This window comes from Peribacillus saganii (assembly GCF_003429095.1).
In the GTDB taxonomy this organism is placed as follows: Bacteria; Bacillota; Bacilli; order Bacillales; family DSM-1321; genus Peribacillus; species Peribacillus saganii.
Window position 1 is genome coordinate 264,555 of record NZ_QVTE01000008.1, and the last position, 24,492, is coordinate 289,046.

General features: G+C 41.5%; 26 protein-coding genes and 2 other annotated features. Of the genes, 20 read left to right on the forward strand and 6 right to left on the reverse strand.

From position 1 onward, the window contains the following. The first annotated feature begins 2 nt into the window (after nucleotides 1-2). Together D0469_RS04010 and D0469_RS04015 are read left to right on the forward strand one after the other, a co-directional pair. Complete coding sequence (locus tag D0469_RS04010; protein ID WP_117325338.1) at nucleotides 3-302, forward strand: DUF3055 domain-containing protein; 300 nt, start codon at nucleotides 3-5, stop codon at nucleotides 300-302. 215 nt (nucleotides 303-517) lie between these two features. Next, nucleotides 518-637 (forward strand): GapA-binding peptide SR1P, encoded by a 120-nt coding sequence (locus D0469_RS04015; protein WP_117325339.1) that lies wholly within the window; start codon nucleotides 518-520, stop codon nucleotides 635-637. A gap of 451 nt (nucleotides 638-1,088) precedes the next feature. On the opposite strand, the gene D0469_RS04020 is transcribed toward D0469_RS04015, so the two are convergent. Continuing rightward, the gene (locus D0469_RS04020) at nucleotides 1,089-2,564 is read right to left on the reverse strand and encodes an aminotransferase class I/II-fold pyridoxal phosphate-dependent enzyme (protein WP_117325340.1); all 1,476 of its coding nucleotides are present in this window, start codon (nucleotides 2,562-2,564) and stop codon (nucleotides 1,089-1,091) included. Nucleotides 2,565-2,860: 296 nt separating this feature from the next. Here D0469_RS04020 and D0469_RS04025 point away from each other — a divergent pair, with 296 nt between their 5' ends. The 9 genes from D0469_RS04025 to trpA all read left to right on the forward strand — a co-directional run bounded on the left by D0469_RS04025 (nucleotide 2,861) and on the right by trpA (nucleotide 11,465). After that, nucleotides 2,861-3,820, forward strand: coding sequence for an NAD(P)H-dependent flavin oxidoreductase (locus D0469_RS04025; RefSeq protein ID WP_117325341.1), 960 nt, complete (start codon nucleotides 2,861-2,863; stop codon nucleotides 3,818-3,820). A 32-nt stretch (nucleotides 3,821-3,852) separates the two neighbouring features. Continuing rightward, nucleotides 3,853-4,137 carry a UPF0223 family protein gene (locus D0469_RS04030; RefSeq protein WP_117325342.1) on the forward strand — a complete coding sequence of 95 codons (285 nt, stop codon included), beginning with the start codon at nucleotides 3,853-3,855 and terminating at the stop codon, nucleotides 4,135-4,137. A gap of 230 nt (nucleotides 4,138-4,367) precedes the next feature. Next, nucleotides 4,368-4,601: a binding site (T-box leader), on the forward strand. Between the two features lie 48 nt (nucleotides 4,602-4,649). After that, nucleotides 4,650-4,902 (forward strand) — a binding site (T-box leader). Between the two features lie 46 nt (nucleotides 4,903-4,948). Then, nucleotides 4,949-6,361 (forward strand): anthranilate synthase component I, encoded by a 1,413-nt coding sequence (trpE, locus tag D0469_RS04035; protein ID WP_117325429.1) that lies wholly within the window; start codon nucleotides 4,949-4,951, stop codon nucleotides 6,359-6,361. Continuing rightward, a complete protein-coding gene (locus D0469_RS04040) occupies nucleotides 6,358-6,969 on the forward strand; it encodes an anthranilate synthase component II (protein ID WP_117325343.1) in 612 nt (203 codons plus the stop codon). Before trpE ends, D0469_RS04040 begins: the two co-directional genes overlap by 4 nt. Beyond that, entirely contained in the window at nucleotides 6,941-7,963 is a 1,023-nt protein-coding gene (gene trpD / locus D0469_RS04045) for an anthranilate phosphoribosyltransferase (RefSeq protein ID WP_117325344.1), read from the forward strand. The genes D0469_RS04040 and trpD overlap by 29 nt, the downstream gene beginning before the upstream one ends. Then, the gene (gene trpC, locus D0469_RS04050; RefSeq protein WP_117325345.1) at nucleotides 7,963-8,739 is read left to right on the forward strand and encodes an indole-3-glycerol phosphate synthase TrpC; all 777 of its coding nucleotides are present in this window, start codon (nucleotides 7,963-7,965) and stop codon (nucleotides 8,737-8,739) included. The genes trpD and trpC overlap by 1 nt, the downstream gene beginning before the upstream one ends. 101 nt (nucleotides 8,740-8,840) lie before the next feature. Further along, nucleotides 8,841-9,497 (forward strand): phosphoribosylanthranilate isomerase, encoded by a 657-nt coding sequence (locus D0469_RS04055; protein ID WP_117325346.1) that lies wholly within the window; start codon nucleotides 8,841-8,843, stop codon nucleotides 9,495-9,497. Beyond that, a complete protein-coding gene (trpB, locus tag D0469_RS04060) occupies nucleotides 9,472-10,671 on the forward strand; it encodes a tryptophan synthase subunit beta (protein ID WP_117325347.1) in 1,200 nt (399 codons plus the stop codon). Before D0469_RS04055 ends, trpB begins: the two co-directional genes overlap by 26 nt. Continuing rightward, nucleotides 10,671-11,465, forward strand: a complete 795-nt coding sequence (gene trpA, locus D0469_RS04065) for a tryptophan synthase subunit alpha (protein WP_117325348.1) — start codon at nucleotides 10,671-10,673, stop codon at nucleotides 11,463-11,465. The genes trpB and trpA overlap by 1 nt, the downstream gene beginning before the upstream one ends. A gap of 178 nt (nucleotides 11,466-11,643) precedes the next feature. Here the strand turns inward: trpA and D0469_RS04070 are convergent, their stop codons facing one another. Next, nucleotides 11,644-12,264 (reverse strand): YktB family protein, encoded by a 621-nt coding sequence (locus tag D0469_RS04070; protein WP_117325349.1) that lies wholly within the window; start codon nucleotides 12,262-12,264, stop codon nucleotides 11,644-11,646. 211 nt (nucleotides 12,265-12,475) lie between these two features. Between D0469_RS04070 and D0469_RS04075 the strand changes: the two genes are divergently transcribed. Together D0469_RS04075 and D0469_RS04080 are read left to right on the forward strand one after the other, a co-directional pair. After that, nucleotides 12,476-12,673 (forward strand): hypothetical protein, encoded by a 198-nt coding sequence (locus D0469_RS04075; RefSeq protein WP_117325350.1) that lies wholly within the window; start codon nucleotides 12,476-12,478, stop codon nucleotides 12,671-12,673. Nucleotides 12,674-12,950: 277 nt separating this feature from the next. Beyond that, nucleotides 12,951-13,745 carry an inositol monophosphatase family protein gene (locus D0469_RS04080; protein ID WP_117325351.1) on the forward strand — a complete coding sequence of 265 codons (795 nt, stop codon included), beginning with the start codon at nucleotides 12,951-12,953 and terminating at the stop codon, nucleotides 13,743-13,745. A 245-nt stretch (nucleotides 13,746-13,990) separates the two neighbouring features. Here D0469_RS04080 and D0469_RS04085 read toward each other — a convergent pair whose 3' ends face one another. After that, complete coding sequence (locus tag D0469_RS04085) at nucleotides 13,991-14,176, reverse strand: YlaF family protein (RefSeq protein ID WP_117325352.1); 186 nt, start codon at nucleotides 14,174-14,176, stop codon at nucleotides 13,991-13,993. Nucleotides 14,177-14,289: 113 nt separating this feature from the next. Between D0469_RS04085 and typA the strand changes: the two genes are divergently transcribed. From typA to D0469_RS04100, 3 genes are read left to right on the forward strand one after another with little or no spacing between them, the layout of a single operon-like run. Further along, nucleotides 14,290-16,134, forward strand: coding sequence for a translational GTPase TypA (typA, locus tag D0469_RS04090; RefSeq protein WP_117325353.1), 1,845 nt, complete (start codon nucleotides 14,290-14,292; stop codon nucleotides 16,132-16,134). 29 nt (nucleotides 16,135-16,163) lie between these two features. Continuing rightward, complete coding sequence (locus tag D0469_RS04095; protein WP_407675722.1) at nucleotides 16,164-16,490, forward strand: YlaH-like family protein; 327 nt, start codon at nucleotides 16,164-16,166, stop codon at nucleotides 16,488-16,490. A gap of 3 nt (nucleotides 16,491-16,493) precedes the next feature. Then, entirely contained in the window at nucleotides 16,494-16,778 is a 285-nt protein-coding gene (locus tag D0469_RS04100) for a hypothetical protein (RefSeq protein WP_117325354.1), read from the forward strand. A gap of 65 nt (nucleotides 16,779-16,843) precedes the next feature. On the opposite strand, the gene D0469_RS04105 is transcribed toward D0469_RS04100, so the two are convergent. Continuing rightward, entirely contained in the window at nucleotides 16,844-17,287 is a 444-nt protein-coding gene (locus D0469_RS04105) for a hypothetical protein (RefSeq protein WP_117325355.1), read from the reverse strand. After that, nucleotides 17,281-17,481 carry a YlaI family protein gene (locus tag D0469_RS04110; RefSeq protein ID WP_117325356.1) on the reverse strand — a complete coding sequence of 67 codons (201 nt, stop codon included), beginning with the start codon at nucleotides 17,479-17,481 and terminating at the stop codon, nucleotides 17,281-17,283. Before D0469_RS04110 ends, D0469_RS04105 begins: the two co-directional genes overlap by 7 nt. 143 nt (nucleotides 17,482-17,624) lie before the next feature. Between D0469_RS04110 and D0469_RS04115 the strand changes: the two genes are divergently transcribed. Together D0469_RS04115 and D0469_RS04120 are read left to right on the forward strand one after the other, a co-directional pair. Then, nucleotides 17,625-18,083, forward strand: coding sequence for a pyridoxamine 5'-phosphate oxidase family protein (locus tag D0469_RS04115; RefSeq protein ID WP_117325357.1), 459 nt, complete (start codon nucleotides 17,625-17,627; stop codon nucleotides 18,081-18,083). 211 nt (nucleotides 18,084-18,294) lie between these two features. Continuing rightward, nucleotides 18,295-19,623: a PhoH family protein gene (locus D0469_RS04120; protein ID WP_117325358.1), complete on the forward strand. Its 1,329-nt coding sequence runs from the start codon at nucleotides 18,295-18,297 to the stop codon at nucleotides 19,621-19,623. A gap of 61 nt (nucleotides 19,624-19,684) precedes the next feature. Here the strand turns inward: D0469_RS04120 and D0469_RS04125 are convergent, their stop codons facing one another. Further along, a complete protein-coding gene (locus D0469_RS04125) occupies nucleotides 19,685-20,182 on the reverse strand; it encodes a peptidyl-prolyl cis-trans isomerase (RefSeq protein ID WP_117325359.1) in 498 nt (165 codons plus the stop codon). A gap of 180 nt (nucleotides 20,183-20,362) precedes the next feature. Here D0469_RS04125 and D0469_RS04130 point away from each other — a divergent pair, with 180 nt between their 5' ends. Both D0469_RS04130 and pyc read left to right on the forward strand, forming a co-directional pair. Further along, a complete protein-coding gene (locus D0469_RS04130; protein WP_117325360.1) occupies nucleotides 20,363-20,644 on the forward strand; it encodes a YlaN family protein in 282 nt (93 codons plus the stop codon). 346 nt (nucleotides 20,645-20,990) lie between these two features. After that, a complete protein-coding gene (gene pyc, locus D0469_RS04135) occupies nucleotides 20,991-24,431 on the forward strand; it encodes a pyruvate carboxylase (RefSeq protein ID WP_117325361.1) in 3,441 nt (1,146 codons plus the stop codon). The last annotated feature ends 61 nt before the right edge of the window (nucleotides 24,432-24,492 follow it).

A 24,492-nucleotide genomic window follows, 5' to 3' on the forward strand; every position in this document is an offset into this window, starting at 1 on the left:
TTATGGAACTGTTCGATAAATTGTATGATGAGCAGGAAAAAGTCAAGGTCCGGTTTGTTGGATTCACCACAGGGGACATTCGATTTGATTTTGGCATTGTGTATTCGAATATGTTCTTTGGCAAGCCGCTGGTGATTTGCATGCAAACAGGCAGGTCAACCCTCCTTGAACAAAAAGATACAGAAGATACTGAACACCTAATGGATGTATTTAAACTAAAAGATAAAAAACATGCAAAAGATCTGGCTGAATTTTTCAGTGAAGCATTACCTGAAATTCCGTTCCAGGCTCAATACGAATAGAATAAGGAGAGCCCTTGAACAGGCTCTTTTTTATGCTGTGGAAAAAATAATGTCATACTAATAAAGCTTTAAAATCCTTTAATTTTATGTTTACCAACAGAAATATAGAATAAATGTTACATACAATTAAAGCTTGATTTTTTAAATGTGTTATATTATTATAAAAGTAGAAAATAAAACGCTTTCAAAAAACCAAAAGAAAAGGAGCTTGAATGATGGGAACAATTGTATGCCAAACATGCAACAGTACAATCGAACATTTTGAAAATGAGAAGGTACATGTACTTTACTCAAAATGTGATGGATGTCATTCTGGCCAATCTGACGAAGAATAACTCTATTTAGTGGATTGTAAAAAAAGCGGCCGATTCATAAAACAAACTTGCCGTGTAAGCGAGATATTTTACAAAAAGCGAAAGCAAAGGCACGGTTGTGTTTATGCTGATGAAAAGCCGATATATACTGTTGAATTCTTTCAAAAAAAATAACCTTGCTGAAGATTGTTTCAGCAAGGTTTTCCTTTGTTACGAAAGAAATCATTGCCGTCCTTGGGGGGCCATGAATTAGGTGAAAAAATCAGTTAAACGAACAGTTGAACAGCTTCAGCCCCCAGCAATTTTTTTCGTAGAAAAATAAAGCCCCGACACACAGGACAAGGAACATTACGGAAGGGGAACATCGCAGCAGGACGTCACGAACTTAGTCGTTCTCTATCTCATAAGCCGAACGCCTGCCGGATGTAACGGAAGTTAGTTGACGTTCCTCTTTCAGGGCGCTTCCGTATTTCTATATAATTGCTTTCTGTTCTTTAATGACTCGCAGGTATTTTAATTCGCTGTCTTCCGGTCCCTGGACTGGGAGTCCAACTTCGATGTTTTTATTGATATAGACGATGTTTTCCTTGGTTATGATTTCTCCAGGAATGAAAATAGGAATGCCTGGGGGGTATACCATCACGAATTCAGCGATAATTCTGCCAACACTTTCTTCAATCGGAACTACTTCTGTTTTTGCATAAAATGCATCACGAGGAGAAAGAGCCAGAACAGGTATATTAGGAAGCAGTACCTCCAAATTGGAATCATGCTCTTCAGTATAATGTTTGAATGCTTCACTCATTTCCTTTAAAGCAGAAATCAGGATATCCGCATCATTTTTTGTATCCCCAGGTGTGATTAGACAAAGAATGTTATACAAATCAGACATTTCGACTTCAATATTGTGGGTTTCACGGAGCCATTTTTCGGCATCATAACCCGTGATTCCAAGCTGTTTAACGGTAATAATTAGTTTCGTTGGATCATAGTCATATGTCGCCTTGCTTCCGAGAATTTCTTTTCCAATGCAAACAATATCATTAATGCGGTTTACTTTCTCACGGATATAATTTGCGAGTTGAATTGCTTGTTCTGCCAATTCTTTTCCTTCTGTCGCAAGCCTCTTCCTTGCAACATCAAGGGAGGCAAGAAGCAAATAAGAGGTTGAGGTTGTAGTCAGCATACTCAAAATTGTTTGGACACGCTCATGGGAAACAAGCCCTTCTCGTACATTCAATACGGAGCTCTGGGTCATCGAGCCTCCAAGCTTATGCACAGAGGTTGCAGCCATATCAGCACCAGCCTGCATTGCAGACATCGGCAGCTCTTCGTGGAAGTGGATATGGACACCATGTGCTTCATCAACTAATACAGGAACATTGTAGGAATGAGCAATTTCCACTATTCTTTTAAGATCTGCAGCAATCCCGAAATAAGTGGGGTTGATGACTAAAAGTCCTTTTGCATCAGGGTGCTGTTCCAGTGCCTTTTCGACTGAACTGGTTGTGATCCCATGGCTGATACCGAGGTTTTTATCAATTTCGGGATGGATAAAAATTGGAACGGCACCTGAGAAGACAATTGCTGACATGACTGATTTATGGACATTTCTAGGGACGACGATTTTATCCCCAGGTCCGCAGACAGCCATAACCATGGTCATGATTGCTCCGCTGGTTCCTTGTACTGAGAAAAATGTATGATCAGCACCAAAGGCTTCAGCAGCTAAGTCCTGTGCTCTCTTGATCATTCCTTTTGGCTGATGGAGATCATCCAGCGGTGCAATATTAATCAAATCAATAGATAAAGCATTTTCGCCGATGAAGTCCCGGAAATCCGGGTCAATGCCCCTTCCTTTTTTATGGCCGGGTATATGAAATTGGATTGGATTTTTTTTAGCGTGTTCCAGCAGGCCTGTGAACAAGGGTGTTTCATTCTGTGACAATATTCCCTCACACCTCTTTATCAATAAATAGTTAGTTTTTAAGATATTAAGCAAAATGCATTATAGCATTTTTGGCTCTCTTTGCATAGTATGCCAGCTCATGGATGTTAGCCTGTACATTCTTTAATGATGTTCATTTTGCCCATTCAGGATAAATCAATGTATATGGATTTGTTTTCATGGTATTAGATTAAGTATTTTTCGAATTGAACTTTCAACTTTTACCAGTCGAGAAAGTAAGATAAAATAAATGGTATATAGAGATGTTTATTTGCAAAAGAGGAGGAACTCGTGAAATGAAATGGGAAACTAGAGTCACTAAGCTTCTTGGCATCCAATATCCGATTATACAGGGGGGGCTGGCCCATCTTGCCTATGCCGATTTGGCAGCTGCGGTATCGAATGCAGGCGGCCTTGGGCAGGTTACTGCAATGTCCCTTGAGAGTCCTGAGGCTTTGGTAAGGGAGATACAAAAGACCAGGAGCCTGACTAATCGCCCCTTTGGAGTGAATTTTTCTATTGGCCAGCATAGAAGGAAATTTGAACATTTTGTTGAAGCAGCCCTTAGCGAAAATGTAAAAGTAATGTCAATAACTGGCGGAAACCCGGCTCCTTTATTTGAAATGCTAAAAGGAACAGATGTGAAAAAGCTGGTGCTTGTTGCAGCCAAAAGACAGGCTCAAAAGGCTGAAGAACTTGGTGCAGACGCCGTAATGGTTGTTGGTCAGGAGGGCGGCGGACACCTTGGAAAAGACGATATAGGTACAATGGTGCTTGTTCCACAGGTTGTCGACTCTGTCAGCATTCCGGTTATTGCTTCGGGGGGAATTGGCGATGGAAGGGGCCTTATGGCTGCCATGTCCCTTGGTGCGGAAGGAATCGAGATGGGAACCCGCTTTATTGCCACAAAGGAATGTGTACATGCCCATGATACGTATAAGACGGCGTTAATTGAAGGCAAGGAAACCGATACAGCGGTAATTAAACGTTCAATTGGAGCGCCGGCCCGGGTAATTGCAAACTCATGGACTGACCGAATTTTAGCAGCAGAGGCAGAATATGGAACATATGAAGCTTTGAAGGATTACATAAGCGGTGAAGCAAATAAGCGCTATATCCATGAAGGAATAGCATCAGAAGGCTTTGCTTGGGCAGGCCAGGTAATGGGACTTATTAAAGATGCACCGCCAGTACAGGAGTTATTTGACCGGATGATAAAAGAAGCGGAACAAATTGCCGATAGATGGACAAAATAATAGGGACAAAACAGATAAAGCAGGTGAGTTTGGTGGAGTATCAATATCCGATTGATTATGATTGGTCTACAGAAGAAACGGTTGATGTCATTCATTTTTATGAATGCATTGAAAGGGCATACGAAAACAAAATTAGTAAAGAAGAATTGATGGAGGCCTACCGCCGGTTTAAAAAAGTAGTACCTGGCAAAGCAGATGAAAAAAAACTTACAGATGAATTTGAGCAAACTAGCGGTTATTCAGGCTATCTTGCTATTAAAAAAGCGAAAGAAAGCAATGAAGGCGAAATGATTTCTTTGGCGGCAAGAAAAGCGTAGTATAGACTCATAAATGAATTAAAACCACTGTTTTCCCAAAAGGTATTTGGACCATTTTTTATTATATTTAGGAAGGTTTTATATAGTATTTAGTCTGCGGAAAGATAGTAAATGCCGTTAATAAGGAATTAAGCGTCTTCAAACATCACGATAATTACGAAAAAATTTTTTTTGTTGACTTTCGTCTCCTTCCCATATATTATGAATAACAAGAAATCTAAAAATTAAAAAATTTGGCTGTGAAGAAGAAAAGTAACTTAAATGAACACTGCAGAGAGCCGATGGGTGGTGCAAATCGGTGTGGGAATTTATGTGAATGGACTTCCGAGCCCCAAACCGAAACATTGGGAGTAGGCTTTGGCGAAGGTCTTATCGTTACATGAGACAGGTATTCCCTACAGGGATACTGTAAAGTGAGCTTTTGAAGCTAATTAAGGTGGTACCACGGGTTCCTCGTCCTTTGGATGAGGGCCCTTTTGTGTTTTTTTCATAAGTGTAAGTATAACTTGATAGTAAAATCGCTGAATAAGAATAGTACTCTTTTTAGAGCCGTTTCAGAGAGCTGGGGATAGCTGCGAACCCGGTACGGTCAAGAAGAGGAATGGGCTTATGAGAGATTCCTTGAACTTAAAGTAGGGGAATCCGGATTCCACCGTTAAAGGGAGTGTGTATGGTACTCAATGTACTGTGCATAAAAAGAGGGAAGGGGAATGAAATGAACCTTCCAATCTGAGGTGGCACCGCGGTCAATTAATCGTCCTCTGCAAGCACATATTTTGTGTTTGCAGAGGACTTTTTTATTTTAAAAAATATGGAGGTAAGAACATTGACCTTAATAAAAAGCAGTTCATTAGCAGAAATAGCAAAGATTGAGGGAGATGCACTGACACCGATTGCTATTTTTCAAAGGATACAAGGGCAAAAAAAATTTCTGCTTGAAAGTTCATTAAAGCATGAAGAAAAAGGACGGTATTCCTTTATTGGAGCGAACCCTTATAAGCAGGTTACATCAATGGGGAATGAGGCTTCGGTTCATGATCTTGAAACCGGGGAGAATTCGATAACAAAAGGCAGAGTCCTTGATATCTTGAAAGGTTTGTTAAAAGAGGTAGAGCTCCCTGAAGTATCGCTTCCCTTTTTTGGCGGTGCGGTAGGATACCTTGGTTATGATGTGATACGCCAATACGAAGAAATTGGTGGTGTATCTGTTGATGAGCTGGAAATGCCTGAAGCTCACTTCATGTTCTACCGGGATATCATTTGCTATGACCATGCTGAGCAAAGCGTCTATATTGTCGCACTGAAAACGGGTGATGAACAGAAGGAAGATTTACTCGACCGGATAGAAGAAAAAAAGAAACAAATAAGGGGAAACTCTTCGGCTGAAGAGCCTATGAAGCTTGAGAAGCTTACATTCACACCTTCAATATCTCAACACAGATTTGAACAAATGGTGAACACGGCGAAGGAAGCAATTATCGCTGGCGAAGTATTCCAGGTTGTGTTATCGCAGCGCCTGATGGCTGATTATCATTCGGACCCATTCTTGATTTATCGGAAGCTCAGGCTTTCCAATCCATCGCCTTACATGTTTTATATCGATTTCACTGATTATGTTGTTCTCGGATCTTCTCCGGAAAGCCTGATCAAGGTGAAAAACAGAGAAGTGATTACAAACCCTATTGCCGGCACACGGAAGCGGGGTGCTACGAAGGAAGAGGATATGTTCCTTGAAACCAATCTGCTTGAAGATGAAAAGGAGCTTGCAGAACATAAAATGCTCGTTGACCTTGGGCGAAATGATATTGGCAGGGTTTGTGAGGTGGGTTCAATCCAAATCCCTGTTTACATGAAAATCGAACGCTATAAATATGTGATGCATATTGTTTCAGAGGTTTCCGGTATTTTAAGAAAAGATGTCAGCGGACTGGATGCTCTAGCCGCTTGCCTGCCGGCCGGAACTGTTTCCGGGGCACCGAAGATACGTGCAATGAACTTAATAAGTGAACTGGAAGACAGTAAGCGGGGCGTTTATTCAGGTGCTGTAGGCTATGTGGCGTTTAATGGTGATTTAGACTTTGCGCTGGCGATCCGTACGATGGTAATCAAGGATAACACCGCATATGTTCAGGCAGGTGCAGGCATTGTTTACGATTCAGTCCCCGAAACCGAGTACGAAGAAACATTAAATAAGGCTAAAGCCTTGCTGGAGGTAAGCGGATGATTTTACTCATTGATAACTATGATTCTTTTACTTATAACCTTTACCAATATTTAAGTGAATACTATGTAGAAATAATGGTGGTCCGCAACGATAAACTTTCAATCCCGGATATTGAGAAAATTGCCCCGGAGGGAATCGTGATATCACCGGGACCAGGCCGTCCTGAAAATGCCGGGATTACAATTGAAGCTATTAAACATTTTTATGATAAAATCCCGATTCTTGGCATTTGTCTGGGCCATCAGGCAATCGGAGCAGCTTTTGGAGCAAGGATATTGGGTGCTGCAGCAATTAAACATGGTAAAACATCATTGATCACGCATAAAGGAACAGATCTTTTTGAGTATTTGCCCCAGCCTCTTGAGGTTATGAGATATCATTCACTCGTTGTTGACCGTGAAACCGTCCCGGAAGAGTTTGACATTTTGGCAACGGCCATGGACGACGGAGAAATCATGGCGATGAAGCATAAAGGTCTCCCGCTGTATGGGCTGCAGTTTCATCCTGAATCGATCGGAACCAGCACAGGGAAGAAATTGTTAAAGCATTTCATCGAACAAGTGAAGGGAGAGAAATTTGATGAAGACTTTTCTGCAAAAATTAGCTGAAAACCATGCTTTATCTGAGGCTGAGATGGAGCAAGCTGCACGCCATCTCTTTTCAGAAGCTATTACAGACAGTGAAATTGCCGCTTTTTTGGTCGCACTCAAATTTAAAGGTGAAACAGCAGAGGAAATTGCAAGCCTGGTTAAGGTACTGCGCGAAAAAGCTCTCCCCGTGAAACCTGGCCTAACGGATGTGATGGATAATTGCGGTACGGGGGGAGACGGTTCGAACAGTTTTAATATCAGCACAACCTCGGCATTTGTCATTGCAGGAGCGGGGATAAAGATTGCCAAGCATGGCAACAGGAGTATATCAAGCAAAACCGGCAGCGCAGATGTTCTAGAAATTTTAGGGGTTTCATTATCATTAGAAGCTTCGCAAACAGAAGAGCTGCTTCATGAGAACGGCATTGCTTTCTTATTTGCCCCAAATGTTCATCCAATGATCTCAAGGATCATGAAGGTAAGAAGGGATTTGAAGATTTCAACGATCTTTAATTTAATCGGTCCATTAACAAATCCAGTCAATCTAGAGACCCAGCTTCTTGGGATTTACAGGAGGGATATGCTCGAACTATTCGCTTCCGTTCTGCAAAAACTCGGAAGAAAAAGAGCGGTAGTTGTAAATGGGGCTGGATTTATGGATGAAGCCAGCCTTCAGGGAAGCAATTCTCTAGCTCTGTTGAATGATGGTAAAATCGAGCTTCTTTCTTTACACCCGGAAGAACTGGGATTGCCTGTTTATTCGAATGAAGAGATCCGTGGCGGAACACCAGCGGAGAATGCAGAAATTATGATAAGTGTATTAAAGGGGAAAAAAGGGGCCCATCGGGATACCGTTCTGTTAAATGCGGGTCTTGGAATTTATGCAAATGGATTGGCATCGACGATCCAGGAAGGTATCAGCCTTGCAGAAGTTAGTATTGACAGCGGAAAAGCCCTCTCAAAACTAGAATACCTTGTTGGATACAGCAAAAAAGTAAAGGCGGTAATGTAATGGCAACTATCCTGGATAAAATTCTTCTCCAAAAGGAAAAAGAAGTAGAAAAGTTAAAGCAGCACGGACTTCCTTCTATCAATATAGGTTCCAGAGAAACTGTTTCCCTATATGACCACTTGAGGGTGGCCAGCACATTAAGCATCATTGCTGAAATTAAAAGGGCTTCACCGTCTAAAGGCGACATTAATCCAAATGTGATTCCATTCCTGCAGGCAGCACTTTATGAAAAAAATGGAGCAGCCGCAATTTCAGTTTTAACGGATGAAACATTTTTTAAAGGATCGTTTACTGATCTGGCAGAGGTGAGGCCACATGTGCAGACTCCAATTCTTTGCAAGGATTTTATCATTGACGAAATACAGATTGACCTGGCTAAACAAGCTGGCGCAGATGTTGTGCTATTAATCGTGGCAGCTCTAACTCAAGATCGATTGAGTTCGTTATATCGCTATGCAAGAGCAAAAGGATTAGATGTATTGGTGGAAGTCCATAGCGAAGCAGAATTAGAAGCAGCATTAAACATTGGGGCCCGGATTATCGGTGCGAACAATCGGAATCTAAAGACCTTTGAAGTAGATCTTGCGATTACTGAAAAAATTGGCAGGGTCTTACACCAATCAGACGCATTTTTTATTAGCGAGAGCGGCATCAAAACACGCGAAGATGTTCTCCGGGTGAAGGAAGCCGGCGCCCGCGGTATCCTGGTAGGCGAAAGTTTAATGACGAGCGGCAGCCTGGAGGAAAGTTTTCAAAATTTAACGGTTGTTGTTTAATGTAACAGCTTAATAGATAACAATTTTTACAATTTTATTATTAAAAAAAAATCTGAAAAACTTGCCATATTAATCATTGATATAACAGTGGAGGCCATCTTATGTACGTGAAAATTTGCGGTATCACCACGCATGAAGCTGCACAGGCAGCATGTGCGGCGGGGGCGGATATACTCGGTTTTGTTTTTGCTCCAAGCAAACGGAAAATAACACCTGAACAGGCTCAGACGATCATAGAAAAATTACCAGGGCATGTGATAACAGTTGGAGTTTTTGTAAATGAAGAGTTAGAGACTATTGAAGAAATAGTTCAAACAGCCGGACTGGATTATGTCCAGCTGCACGGCGATGAAAGTCCTGACTTTGCCACAAAGCTAAGCGTTCCTGTCATAAAGGCTTTCGGCATTGAAAGCAGCAAAGACATAAAAAAAGCTTCTATGTTTGAAACAGCCTATTATTTATTTGATAGTCCTAAAGGGAAATTTAGGGGCGGGAATGGGACGTCGTTTGATTGGGTGGTTTTAGAAGAAAATGATTTTCCAAACAGCGATACATTCCTTGCAGGGGGGCTTACTCCGGAGAATGTAAAGGAAGCGATATGGAAGGTTAGGCCAATAGCAGTTGATGTTTCAAGTGGTGTGGAAACAAATGGAGTCAAGGATCATGATAAAATAAAGCGCTTTGTGAATGAAGCAAAACTAGCATTTAAACAATTAGAGGAGAGTGACATAAATGGCAGTATATGCACAGCCAGATAAAAGCGGCCATTACGGACCATATGGGGGCCGCTATGTACCTGAAACATTGATGAACGCAGTATTAGAGCTTGAGGAAGCCTATTACAAGGCACAGCAGGATGAACAATTCCAGAAGGAACTCGATCATTACCTTCGACAATATATCGGGAGAGAAACGCCGCTTTATTTTGCAGAAAACTTTACAAAACATGCAGGCGGTGCAAAAATCTATTTAAAGCGAGAAGACTTGAATCATACCGGTGCCCATAAAATTAACAATACAATCGGCCAGGCGCTGCTGGCAGTACGGATGGGAAAGAAAAAGGTGGTTGCGGAAACAGGAGCCGGCCAGCATGGCGTTGCAACAGCTACCGTCTGTGCCTTATTAAACCTTGAATGTGTTATTTTCATGGGAAAGGAAGATATACGCCGGCAAAAACTGAATGTGTTTCGGATGGAACTGTTAGGTGCAAAAGTGGTCTCGGTTGAACAGGGAAGCGCAACTCTAAAGGATGCCGTAAATGAGGCTCTTCGTTATTGGGTGGCTAATGTGCAGGATACTCACTACATTATGGGTTCCGTGCTGGGACCTCACCCGTTCCCCTTAATAGTCCGCGATTTTCAAAGTGTTATAGGGTCAGAAACGAAAGCCCAGCATTTTGAACAGGAAGGCAAGCTGCCCGAAGCTGTCGTTGCGTGCATTGGTGGCGGAAGCAATGCGATGGGGATGTTTTATCCGTTTATTGAGGATGAAGAAGTAAAGTTATATGGTGTGGAGGCTGCAGGAAGCGGGCTTGATACAGACAAGCATGCAGCATCCTTGACTAAAGGGCAGGTTGGCGTATTGCACGGCAGCATGATGTATGTATTGCAGGATTCTCATGGCCAAATTCAGGAAGCCCATTCGATTTCAGCCGGATTGGATTACCCGGGTGTAGGGCCTGAGCACAGTTTATTGAAGGATATTGAACGGGTTACCTATACTTCTGTAACAGATGAAGAAGCACTTGATGCGCTGGTGCTGCTTTCACGAACGGAAGGAATCATACCGGCACTGGAGAGTTCACATGCCCTTGCTTATAGCCTGAAAATTGCAAAAGAAATGAACAAAGAAGAAAGCATAGTTGTCTGCCTATCAGGACGCGGGGATAAAGATGTTGAAACGGTACGTTCAGCGATAGGAGGTAACCTATAATGGGAAAGCAGAAAATACAGGAAGCTTTTGCTGAAGTGGAAACGCGCGGTGAAAAAGCCTTTATTCCCTACATCATGGCAGGGGATGGAGGATTTGGAAAATTGAAGGAGGAGCTTTTGTTTTTTGAAAACGCAGGGGCGACGGTTGTAGAACTAGGGATTCCTTTCTCCGATCCGGTGGCAGATGGGCCGACGATTCAAAAGGCAGGCCAGAGGGCATTGGAACAGGGAACAACACTTGAGCTGGTCCTTAAGCATGTAAAAGAAATTCGGAAAGAAGTAAAAATCCCGATTGTGCTTATGACATATCTGAACCCTGTTTTCGCTTATGGTATTCCGCGTTTTGCAGAAGACTGCAAAGCTGCGGGTGTGGATGGCTGCATAATTCCGGATCTGCCTTTTGAAGAAGAACAAATCATTTCAGGCCATTTGGCTAAATCAGAATTGGCCTTGATCCGGCTTGTGACATTGACGAGCTCAAAGGATCGCATTGCAAAATTGGCTGAATCGGCTGAAGGCTTCCTTTACGCTGTGACAATTACGGGGATTACAGGGGCAAGAGATTCTTTTTCTCAGGAAGTAACGGCGTATCTTAAACAGGTAAAGGAACTAAGTCCTATCCCTGTACTGGCTGGTTTTGGGATTTCGACCCCTGAACATGTAACAGCAGCCATCCAGGCTTGTGACGGGGTAATTGTCGGAAGCCGGATTATCGATTTAATTGAAAAAAATGATTTAGACGCGATAAAGGAATTGATACATGCATCTAAAAAAAGTGGAATTACACTTTCTTAGGATCATGACTGATAACGGTGCGGCAATAGCATGAAAAAAACTCCCGCTAAGAAGTGCAGCGAGAGTCATGCTTTTGCCACACCTTATTTTTTCACTGTTAAGGATATGGAGTAATAAAGATAGGGAACTTCATTGATCTACCTGTATCTAGCTATCTTTTGCAGACTTGCTTTCATGTTTAATACAGTTTATATAGGGGTATTAATTTGACAAATGCATCAGCAGCTGTTTTAACAAATTCCTCATCCGATAGCATAACAGCTTCTTCACGAGGGATATGAATTCCACAAAGGAGTTCAGCTTTTTTTACATTCTGAAGCCTCTGAAACATTTCAGTTAGATCTTCTTCAGTAAGATCCCTGTGCAAGATTCCATCGGGCTTTGTGTGGTCAATGGACCAGACGAATTCGTCAGGAATGCTGTTCTTGATTTCAGCAACATGCTCCTGCAGTATTTCACCAAACTGTTCTTTATTAGAAGCTTCGTAAATAACGGCAAACCAGATGAACACATGTGTTTCCCACAGGCCTATCTGGAAGTGAGGCAGCATTTTATAGCCTCTGTTATTACCGGCAAAAGCAACCCATGTATCTTTCGGAGGGTTGATTGTCCTTCTAAGGTGCTTAGCTACATGGGGATACATCTCATTTCCGGTAAGTATGGATAGTTCACCCGAGAAATGGCTCCCAAGTGCTATTAGCTTTGGCTGAATCCGTTCCTTTATCGCTTCCATGCGGGGCTCTAAGCCTTCGATTTTAAATACATTAAAATCGGCAGCGGTAAATCCGGCTAATTGCATAATCGATTCTCCTTCTATAGTAAATGTGAATATATTTTAGCATAATGATTTTCCATTTAACAAAGAAACACGCCTGAGAAGCCAGAATATTAAAAGTTATGGGTAAAAGTACAATTTTGTTGCGAAAAACTGACAACCGTCATATTATAATAACAAAATAATACAGAAAATTCGGTAAACTAACCAATTAGTTGAAGGGAGCGTTTCAAATATGAAACAGTTAATGAATCAGGCTCTGAAAGCTAAGGAAGTTGAAAGGCATAGAGCAGCAGTGCTTAGAATGGAAATGGATTATGAACTGGCTACTTTATTTGAAGCATTGAGTGAAGAAAACGAGTCTAAAAAATCTCAATGCAAGCAGCGACTGGAGAGAATTCGCCTTGAATTGCTTAAACTTAAGGCTTTGTAAGTAATACCATGGAATTGAAAATAAAGGAGTAAATCGCAGGCAGATGCTATATATAGTCGATGACCAACAATATACTATGCTATAGACGGGCTCTGTACATATAATGTAGAGTCCGTTTTTTATTTTTTTGGAAATTATAAAATTTCTCGAGTTGTGGATAAGGTTAAAAACTTGATTGGAACAGCCTAATGGATTAATCTTTAAATAAAAATTCCCTTTTTATAGAAATATAATAGAATGCGCTGTGCGACTTACTAACGAACCGGAGGATTGCTTTATGGCCAGCTGGAAAGAAATAGATACACATGCGAAAGAATGGACAAAAACCGCCGGAAAAAGGCTGAGAGAATCATTTAAGGAAACGCTTAACATTTCAACGAAATCTAATCGGAACGATCTTGTTACGAATATGGATAAGGAAACCGAAGAATTCTTCATAACAAAAATTAAAGAAAATTACCCCGATCACCGGATCCTTGGTGAAGAAGGAATGGGTGAAGGAGTAACGGATCTAAATGGAATTGTCTGGATTATTGATCCGATTGACGGAACAATGAATTTCATCCACCAGCAGCGGAATTTCGCGATTTCCATTGGCATTTATGAAAATGGAGTTGGAAAAATAGGGCTAATATATGATGTAGTCCATGATGAACTATATCATGCAGTCAAAGGCCAGGGTGCATATATGAATGATGTAAAGCTTCAGGAATTAGAGCCGGTAGCGTTAAGTGATATGATTTTATCCCTGAATGCAACATGGGTAACGGAAAATAAAAGGATCGATCCAGCCATTTTATCAAAGCTCGTTAAAGATATAAGAGGAACGCGTTCATACGGATCCGCTGCGATTGAATTGGCATACACAGCTGCTGGCAGAGTTGACGGATATATTTCTCTGAGGCTTGCACCGTGGGATGTAGCGGGAGGAGCAGTCCTTGTTGAGGAAGTTGGCGGTTTGGTTACGGACCTGCGGGGCAAACCGCTTGACTTAGTAAATGGCGGCTCAGTCTTTGCCTGCAGACCGGTCCTCCATGAAGAAGTGCTGAAAAAATATCTGGCAGATTACTAAAATGTTTTCTTTGGACAAACTGCAAATATCGTACCAATAGAGAAGCGTTTTTCCCTAACTTTTGGGAGATGCTTCTTTTTTATTTTGCAGACAACCAAAGGGAGCATAATACCCATCTTTCATAACGTTAAAAAATAGACGCCGTTTTGCTGGCCAAAAAACCTTGTCATACAGGGGAGTGACAAGGTTTTTTGTATGCTGCCGTATTCGTTTTTTAATAGAGAAAATTGGCAATAATAAAATGACTATTTTAATTTACCTTGTTCCCGCATTTTCTTTTTAGTCGCAAATCCATAGCCCATGATGCCAATTAATGCCAGGATGCAGATAATTATGCCAATAAGGCTTCTTTCACCGACGGAAATGCCAATCCCGGCCATACTGGCAGCAGCAAGAAAGGCTAGTAGTAAGAAATTCCACTTGATATTCATCTGGTTTCACCTCTATAAAACCATTGTACAGAATTTCTTTCTTTGTTTCTACTGTGTTTGTGATATAATACTTAGGTTAATGAAAAAGTTAATATATATTAGGAGTGAATTTTTTGAAATCACGCAATGATATTCGAAATATAGCGATCATCGCCCACGTTGACCATGGTAAAACCACTCTGGTTGATGAACTACTGAAACAATCAGGTACTTTTCGTGCGAACGAACATGTTGAAGAACGTGCAATGGATTCCAACGATCTTGAAAAAGAGCGTGGAATAACGATCCTGGCAAAAAATACTGCTGTTCAATATAAGGATACAAAAATTAATATTTTAGATACACCGGGACACGCTGACTTTGGCGGCGAGGTAGAACGAATCATGAAAATGGTTGACGGCGTTCTGCTTGTTGTCGATGCATACGAAGGTACAATGCCTCAAACACGTTTTGTACTAAAAAAGGCATTGGAACAAAAAATTACACCAATCGTTGTTGTAAATAAAATTGATAAAGACTCTGCCCGTCCTGAAGAGGTTATTGATGAGGTTTTGGATTTATTCATTGAATTAGGTGCCAATGAGGAACAGCTTGAATTCCCTGTTATTTACGCATCTGCGATTAATGGAACTGCAAGCCCTGATCCTGATCCTGCAAACCAGGAAGAAAATATGGCTTCTTTATTTGAAGCAATCATTGAAAATATCCCTGCACCTATCGACAATAGAGAAGAGGGGCTGCAATTCCAGGTAGCACTGCTTGATTATAACGATTATGTAGGCCGTATCGGAATTGGCCGTGTATTCCGCGGAACTATGAAGGTTGGCCAGCAGGTTGCCCTTATGAAGCTTGACGGCTCTGTTAAACAGTTCCGTGTAACGAAGATCTTTGGATTTATCGGCCTAAAGCGGGTCGAAGTTGAAGAAGCAGTGGCAGGCGACCTTATAGCAGTTTCCGGAATGGAGGATATAAACGTAGGTGAAACGGTAACACCTGTTGACCAACAAGAAGCTCTTCCTGTTCTGCGTATTGACGAGCCTACCTTGCAAATGACGTTTCTTGTAAATAATAGCCCTTTTGCTGGGCGTGAAGGCAAATTTGTAACAGCAAGAAAGATTGAAGAACGATTAAAAGCGCAGCTGGAAACCGATGTCAGCTTACGCGTTGAAAACACTGATTCACCGGATGTATGGGTTGTCTCCGGACGCGGGGAGCTTCACCTTTCCATTTTAATTGAAAACATGAGACGTGAAGGATATGAGCTTCAGGTTTCAAAGCCTGAGGTTATTGTCAGGGAAATCGATGGTGTTCGCTGCGAGCCGGTTGAGCGTGTTCAAATTGACGTTCCTGAAGAGCATACTGGCGCGATCATGGAATCAATCGGTGCCCGTAAAGGCGAAATGCTGGATATGATCAACAATGGAAGTGGACAAGTCCGTCTATTATTCAATGTACCAGCACGCGGTTTGATCGGTTACTCTACTGAATTCCTTACCTTGACTCGCGGATATGGCATTATGAACCATACATTTGACAGCTATCAGCCAATGGCTACTGGCCAGGTAGGCGGCAGAAGACAAGGTGTTCTTGTATCCATGGAATCCGGAAAAACAACGCAATACGGTATCATGCAGGTTGAGGACCGAGGCGTAATTTTTGTTGAGCCGGGTACTGATATTTACGAAGGTATGATTGTCGGCGAGCATAACCGTGAAAGTGACTTAACGGTAAATATCGTAAAAGCAAAGCAAATGACTAACATGCGTTCAGCGAATAAAGACCAAACAACAACAATGAAAAAGCCTAGAATCATGTCGCTCGAAGAATCACTTGAGTATTTAAATGATGACGAGTACTGTGAAGTAACTCCTGAATCAATCCGTTTGCGTAAGAAGATTCTTGATAAAAATGAACGTGAAAGAGTACAGAAAAAGAAAAAGTACGCTGAACAGCAATAATTCGGAGTGAGAAACTAGGAGGGTAAAGGATGATTGAAGAACGTTTAACGTTTTTTGCTGCCCTTTATAAAATCGGTGAAAACCAGGACCAGACTCAGTTGGGAATGTGGCTTTTATACGGTACGATTGTGCTTTTGTCCATTCTCGTTTATAATTTGGGATTTGCCCGCAAGCTGCCGCTTTTGAAAAACGTGGTAGTTTATATTTCACTTGCTTTGGGATGTACAGTCCTAACATTCTTTGCAGTTTTCCTGCCCGTAGCAGAAGGGCTTATCGTTGCTGCCATGTTTCTGGGAATTTACAAGTTCCGCCGTCATCGCCGTCAGGATGAACAGCATGCTGAGCAGGGGAGCTAGCATATGAAGTCGCTGCAGGATACATTGTATAATTGGCTGACGATCAAAGTTGTTAACCTTGCGAGGCCGGATGATACAGCTGCCCTCGAGACGACTGAGCTTTTCGAGCAGATGCTTACTGATGAACATGGCGTGTCAGGATTAGTTATTACAAAGGAACCGCCAATGTATTTTATTGATTACAAACAGAATGGCGAAGTGAAAAGAGTCCGTTTTTCCGAAGAACTCATTGATATCATGCTGAACCAAATTAAAGAAGAGCCAGAAAAATATGTAAATTATAAGTAACGTAAAGAAGACCCTTGCACCGCAAGGGTCTTCTTTACGTTATGATAGTTTTTCTTCCGAATGTATTATGAAAATCGAGAAGTGATCCGCACGAAAACAGCAAGCAAAAAGGCAAATAGAAGGTGACATATTGTCCAAAAATAAAAGGAGAGCCAATCGCTTGATTTCACAATGGGGGATCCAGACAAGAAAGATAATGGGAAATACAATAAAATGGCTGGGATTGTTATAAAGACGGCAAGCCAAATTCTGCCCGGGAGCGTTTCTGTATTACTGGATGAAATCAAGATACAGTAACCCGCTCCTATCAGAAAGGAGACAGAAAGATGAAAAACAAACTCAGTGGTTTCACTAAACTCTTGATCACCAAGAAATGGAATGAAATCGACATTTAATAAAAGCGTGTATATATCTTTTTCGGTAACTTGCTGTACATATTTCATGATTAAGCCAAGTACCGTTCCAGCCAGGACTCCAGAAGCTCCTCCCATCCAGAAGTATCTTACCATTCATCCTCTTCGTTAACGGAGCGGTATAATCGGAAATTTCCTGTAGCAATACGAGCATTTGTCCTTTCTTCTATACGTTCATGGCAGATGTTGCACATATATGTATGGATAGGCCGGTTTCTTAGTTTTTTTGCCTGCGGTGAATCATCCTCAATCGACTCAATTTTATCGCAGATTACACATTTTACTCTCAAATGGCTCACCTCTTTTACTAATTAGGTTATGATAGTAGTATATCATGATTATTGGGGCAAGAATATTTGAAACCAAGAAAAGGATTTCATATACTTATGAAAGTGGAAGTAATCAATGAATTTTGAAATCGGAGGCATTATAAATGGCCAATCAAGTTGAACCAAAATTAGTTAAACCATTGTATGATTTACTGCAAAAAGAGCATTATATGATTCTGGCTACTGTAGACCATGAAACAGGAGGCCCAAATGTTAACGCAATTTCCTGGGTGTATGCACTTTCAGAGGAGGCAATCCGATTTGCAGTTGATAACCGGTCAAGGATCGTTCAAAACCTTGAAAAAAACCCGAACGCAGCTTTTACTTTAATTGCTAATGAAACCACCTATTCCATCAGTGGCAAAGCTTCCATTCTAGAAGAAAAGCTTGAGGGTGTTCCATTAAAGCTGGCCCTTGTGGAAGTAGCCATAAACGAGGTTAGGGATATCATGTTCTATGGTTCAAAAATTACAGTACAACCTCAATATGATAAAACTTATGACAAGAATGCAGCTGCCAAGCTTGATAAACAAGTATTAGAAGCAATGAGGAATAGAATCTAATTAACAAGAAAAAACTTGCCGATTTTTGGCAAGTTTTTTCTTGTCTTTGAAGAATCCTTTCCTGTTTATAAATATCCTTCTATCTATCTGCCTTTGGACATATATTTTAGCAACAGTCTCGTCCACTACATAAACTAAAGGTAAGGAAGGAAATACTCAATTGTTTTTCCTATCGGGGCATATCAGGCTATTACGGGCAGGGGGCATAGTATTGAGCAAAATCTATGTATTAGACACAAACGTATTATTGCAGGATCCATATTCGATTTTTTCATTTGAGGACAACGAAGTGGTCATTCCGGCGGTGGTATTGGAAGAAGTGGATTCAAAAAAAAGGTACATGGATGAAATAGGAAGAAATGCGCGTCAAGTTTCAAAGCTTATTGACGGGTTCAGGGAAAAAGGAAGACTTCATGAAAGTATAACTCTGCACAATGGAGGAACCTTGCGCATTGAATTAAACCATCGCTCGTTTCAGCAATTGCAGGAAATATTTGTTGAAAAAACAAATGATAACCGGATTCTGGCGGTTGCCAAGAATCTTTCATTAGAGGAAGATACAAAGGAGAATGGCAGGCAGGTAATCCTTGTCAGCAAGGATACACTGGTAAGGGTAAAGGCCGACGCAATTGGTTTGAATGCTGAAGATTTCCTTAGCGACAGGGTTGTGGAACTTGATCATATTTACAGTGGTTTTGCCGAATTGTATATTTCCCAGGAGCTCCTAAATCTTTTTTATTCAGCTGGAGAACTAAAAGTGTCAGAAGTGACTGCTAAAACTTTATATCCAAATCAATTTTTAATAATGAAGAATTCACTAGGCGGATCAGCTTCTGCTGTGGCCATAGTTGACCCCTCCGCAAAAAAAATAAAGAAGCTGGTCTTTGACCATGATCATATATGGGGGGTAAAGCCACGCAATGTACAGCAAACAATGGCCATGGAACTACTGCTGCGAACTGATTTGCCTCTGGTCACACTTATAGGTAAAGCAGGGACTGGAAAAACACTGCTTGCTCTAGCCTCAGGCCTGATGCAGACAGAGGATATGGGGTATTACAAAAAACTTCTTGTCGCAAGGCCGATTGTACCGGTAGGAAAGGACATTGGATATCTTCCGGGAGAAAAAGAAGAAAAACTGCGTCCTTGGATGCAGCCAATCTTCGATAACCTTGAATATTTATTCAATACAAAGAAACCCGGAGAACTGGACGCAATTCTTGCAGGAATGGGATCGATTGAAGTCGAAGCACTAACGTATATAAGGGGAAGAAGCATTCCAGATCAATTTATCATTATAGATGAAGCCCAAAATCTAACGAAGCATGAAGTAAAAACTATATTAACCCGTGTTGGCGAGAGAAGCAAAATCGTTTTAATGGGCGATCCAGAGCAAATCGACCATCCATATCTTGATGAATATAACAATGGGTTGACATATGTTGTGGAAAAGTTCAAGGAACAACATATCTCAGGCCATATTAAGCTGATAAAGGGAGAGAGGTCCGGCCTGGCACAGCTTGCTGCCAATATACTGTAATGATAAGACCTGGCAGACAAGGAGACTAAGTCCTAATGTTTCCAGGTCTTTCAAATACACATTATTTTACTGTAAATCTTTTCACTCTTTTGATTGGGTTTTCAACATTACTGCCATCACCAAAATAAACATAAACCGGGCCGTCTTCTATTAATGGTTTGCCATCAATGGAAAAGCCCAGAATAAAAGCTTTAGCCTGCTCGAAAGTAAATGTATGCTCTTCAGTCGTTGTCTCGACAATCACTTTGGTGGAGCTATCTTCAGGCTCTGCATTGGTCAGGAAGGGCTTAAAGGGAATTCCGAAAGTGCCTGTAAGAATCCGTTCCTTTTCGTACTTCTTTTCAGTTTTCAATGTCGGCGGGAACACAGCACCTTCGCGGATTTCCCGATCCCAGTGCTCAGAAACCGCTTTCGTGTATTCTTCCATTTCGTTATCTTTTTTCTCTTCCTTCTCGAAGTATGTATTTAGATCAACTTTACGATCGTCAAAAATCCATACCCCCGGGTCAAGTGTAATCGGAAACTTAACATTTCCTGTCAGTAATATAATCGATTCCATTAAAATCTATCCTTCCGTTACGAGGTTACTTTTTCAGTATAAGCACTTTAAAAGCGGTTGTCACAAAAAATAGTATAGTAATAATGAAATTGTCCTCCATTCTCTTGCTTTTTTATAAAAGTAAGTATAAAATTTAAAGATAGGATAAGTAATCGCTCTGGAAGCAGGGGGGATTTAAATATGACGTCTGAAATGCTTGTCAATCACCAGGAAAGAGCATATGCTTTATTAAAAGCCGATGCTGACAAAATTTTAAAGCTGATAAAAGTACAAATGGATAATCTGACAATGCCACAATGCCCTCTTTATGAAGAGGTTTTGGATACACAAATGTTCGGCTTATCACGTGAAATAGATTTTGCTGTCCGGTTAGGTTTAGTGGAAGAAGCAGTTGGAAAAGAACTTCTTGAAGCGCTTGAACATGAGTTGTCAGCCTTGCATGAAGCTTATCTAAAAAAATAATAGCAGCCCAAAAAACTCAAATAATTTCCTTGCGAATTGTTTGAGTTTTTTATATACTCTTTAAATTATTTATTAAATTCGCTATATTGGAAATATAATAATAAAATATTTATAGTACTCTTTTTCGTGGGGGGCAAGACGGTAACAAGCAATTATAATACATATTATTAAACGATTTAACGTCTATTGAAAGTAATCCAGCCCGAAAATGGACATGCTGTTCAGTGTTTCGCAGGTTGCAGCCTAGCTGGAGGTTTTTGTTGGTCTATATTACCAGCAGAAGAACATCTTCAGGGATTAATCAATGCTTCCTGTATTTTATAAAATACATAAATGAGGTGTAAGAATGGAAAGACGCATTACCAAAGTTTTGGCAGCAAACCGGGGAGAGATAGCAATCCGTGTGTTTCGCGCCTGTACAGAATTAAATATTCGAACAGTTGCCATTTACTCTAAGGAGGATTCCGGCTCCTATCACAGGTATAAAGCAGATGAAGCGTATCTTGTCGGAGAAGGGAAAAAACCGATTGACGCTTATCTGGATATTGAAGACATTATTCGAATTGCAAAAAACAGCGGCGTTGACGCCATTCATCCAGGGTACGGATTTTTATCCGAAAACATTGATTTTGCCAGACGATGTGAGGAAGAGGGGATCATTTTTATCGGTCCTGGCACAAAGCATCTCGATATGTTTGGCGATAAGGTTAAAGCAAGGGTACAGGCGGAACTCGCTAGTATTCCTGTAATACCAGGAAGCAATGGTCCTGTTAAAAGCCTGGAGGATATCATCCAATTCGGAAAAGCGGAAGGCTTCCCGATTATTATAAAAGCTTCCTTAGGCGGCGGCGGCCGGGGAATGAGGATTGTTAACAAGCTTGAGGAAGTCAGGGAATCTTACGATCGGGCTAAATCTGAAGCAAAAGCAGCTTTTGGAAATGATGAGGTGTATGTTGAAAAGCTGATTCAAAACCCTAAGCACATTGAAGTTCAGATTCTTGGAGACCGCCATGGCAATATCGTCCATCTATATGAACGCGACTGTTCTGTACAGCGCCGCCATCAAAAGGTGGTAGAGGTTGCTCCATCGGTTTCTATTCCAAATGAGCTAAGGCAAGAAATATGCGATGCTGCTGTCAGCTTAATGAAAAATGTTGACTATGTCAATGCGGGAACGGTGGAATTCCTGGTTGCTAATGGAGAATTCTACTTTATTGAAGTAAATCCGCGGGTACAGGTTGAACATACTATCACCGAGATGATTACAGGGGTAGACATCGTTCAATCCCAGATTCTCATTGCTGAAGGTCATGAAATCCATGGTGATGTACTTGGAATTCCAGCACAGGAAGAAATTAAAACGCATGGCTTTGCAATCCAATCCCGTATCACAACAGAAGATCCGTTAAATAACTTTATGCCAGATACAGGGAAGATCATGGCCTACCGTTCCAGTGGAGGATTCGGAGTACGGCTGGATGCTGGCAATGCGTTTCAAGGGGCAATTATCACCCCTTATTACGATTCCCTGCTCGTAAAGCTATCCACCCATGCACTTACTTTCGAACAGGCTTCAGCTAAAATGATAAGAAACTTGAAAGAATTCCGGGTCAGGGGAATTAAAACCAATATTCCTTTCCTTGAAAATGTTGTTAAACATGAAAAGTTCAAGACCGGGCAATACGATACTTCCTTTATTGATACAACGCCTGAACTGTTTGCTTTCCCGATTAGAAAGGACCGCGGGACAAAGATGCTGTCTTATATCGGGAATGTGACGGTCAACGGATTCCCTGGAATTGAGAAAAAGAAAAAACCGATGATTGAAAAACCAGCTATCCCGGCACTCGGAAGTGATTTCAGGCTTCAAACTGGAACAAAGCAGATTCTTGATGAAAAGGGTGCGGACGGGCTAGTAAACTGGGTGAAGGAACAAAAAAAGGTATTATTAACAGATACCACCTTCAGGGATGCTCACCAATCTCTGCTTGCAACGCGGATCCGGACAACAGATATCATGCAAATTGCCGAACCGGCTGCAAAGCTATTGCCCGATTTGTTTTCCTTTGAAATGTGGGGAGGGGCAACATTCGATGTGGCGTACCGCTTCTTGAAAGAAGACCCATGGGACAGACTGCTGGGACTTCGTGAAAAGATACCAAATGTCATGTTCCAGATGCTTCTTAGAGCGTCCAATGCCGTTGGCTACAAAAATTATCCGGATAATGTAATCAGGGAATTTGTTGAAAAATCAGCAATCGCAGGCATAGATGTATTCAGGATCTTTGACAGCCTGAACTGGGTAAAAGGTATGGAAGTGGCGATTGATGCGGTACGTCAATCTGGAAAAATCGCTGAAGCAGCCATTTGCTATACTGGAGACATTAATGACCCGTCCAGAACAAAATATGATATAAACTACTACAAGAATCTTGCAAAGGAATTGGAAAATCAGGGGGCTCATATTCTTGGCATAAAGGATATGGCGGGACTGCTCAAGCCGCAAGCAGCTTATCGTCTCATCTCTGAGCTGAAGGAAACAATATCTATTCCAATCCATTTGCATACTCATGATACTAGCGGGAACGGCATTTACATGTATGCCAAGGCAATTGAGGCGGGAGTGGATATTGTTGACACTGCTCTTGGAGCAATGGCCGGGCTTACTTCACAGCCAAGCTCTGAAACTCTCTATTACGCCTTGGAGGGAACCGGCAGGCAGCCTGATGCAGATGTACGCTCATTGCAGCAGCTCTCCCATTATTGGGAAATCGTAAGGAAATATTACCAAGACTTTGAAAGCGGAATGATCTCTCCCCATTCAGAAGTTTATGAGCATGAAATGCCAGGTGGACAATATAGCAACCTGCAGCAGCAGGCAAAAGCAGTCGGGCTGGGCAGCCGTTGGGAAGAAGTAAAAGAAATGTACCAGCGTGTTAATGCAATGTTTGGTGATATCGTTAAGGTAACACCATCTTCTAAAGTTGTTGGAGACATGGCTCTTTTTATGGTTCAAAACGAAATGACGGAAGAAGATGTCCTGGCTAAGGGTGAAAAAGTCGACTTCCCAGATTCCGTTATCGAACTGTTTGAAGGGTACCTGGGCCAGCCCCATGGAGGTTTCCCTCAGGAACTCCAACGAGTCATATTGAAAGGCAAGGCTCCTTTAACAGTGAGACCGGGCGAATTGCTGGACGATGTTGATTTTTCAAGTTTAAAGGAAGAGCTTTTTAAGGAAATAGGAAGGCCGGTCACAAGCTTTGATACCCTGGCCTATGCCCTGTATCCTAAAGTGTTTCTAGAGTATATTAAAACGAGAGAGCAATTTGGTGATGTCTCAAACCTCGATACTCTTACATTCTTATACGGGATGGAGCTAGGTGAAGAAATAGAAGTAGAGATAGAAAAAGGTAAGACGCTTATTGTTAAGCTTGTGTCGCTTGGTCAGCCTCATGCCGATGGCACCAGGGTTGTGTACTTCGAACTGAATGGTCAGCCTCGAGAAGTTATCATTCGGGACGAAAGTGTGAAATCTGCGGTTGTTACGAAGGTAAAGGCGGATCTGAAAAAAGAATCACATATTGGTGCAACTATGCCGGGAACCGTTATAAAAGTATTGGTTGAAAAAGGGGATATTGTATCCCGCGGCGACCATTTGATCATAACTGAAGCTATGAAAATGGAAACAACTGTCCAGGCACCATTTTCTGGAGAAATTAAAGAGATTTATGTCTCGAATGGCGAAGCAATTTCTACTGGGGATTTACTGATAGAAATTTCTAAGTAACCTTGTAATAGGGGCTGATCCTTCAGCCCCTATTTTTATGCCTAAACCATTGCTTGACGTT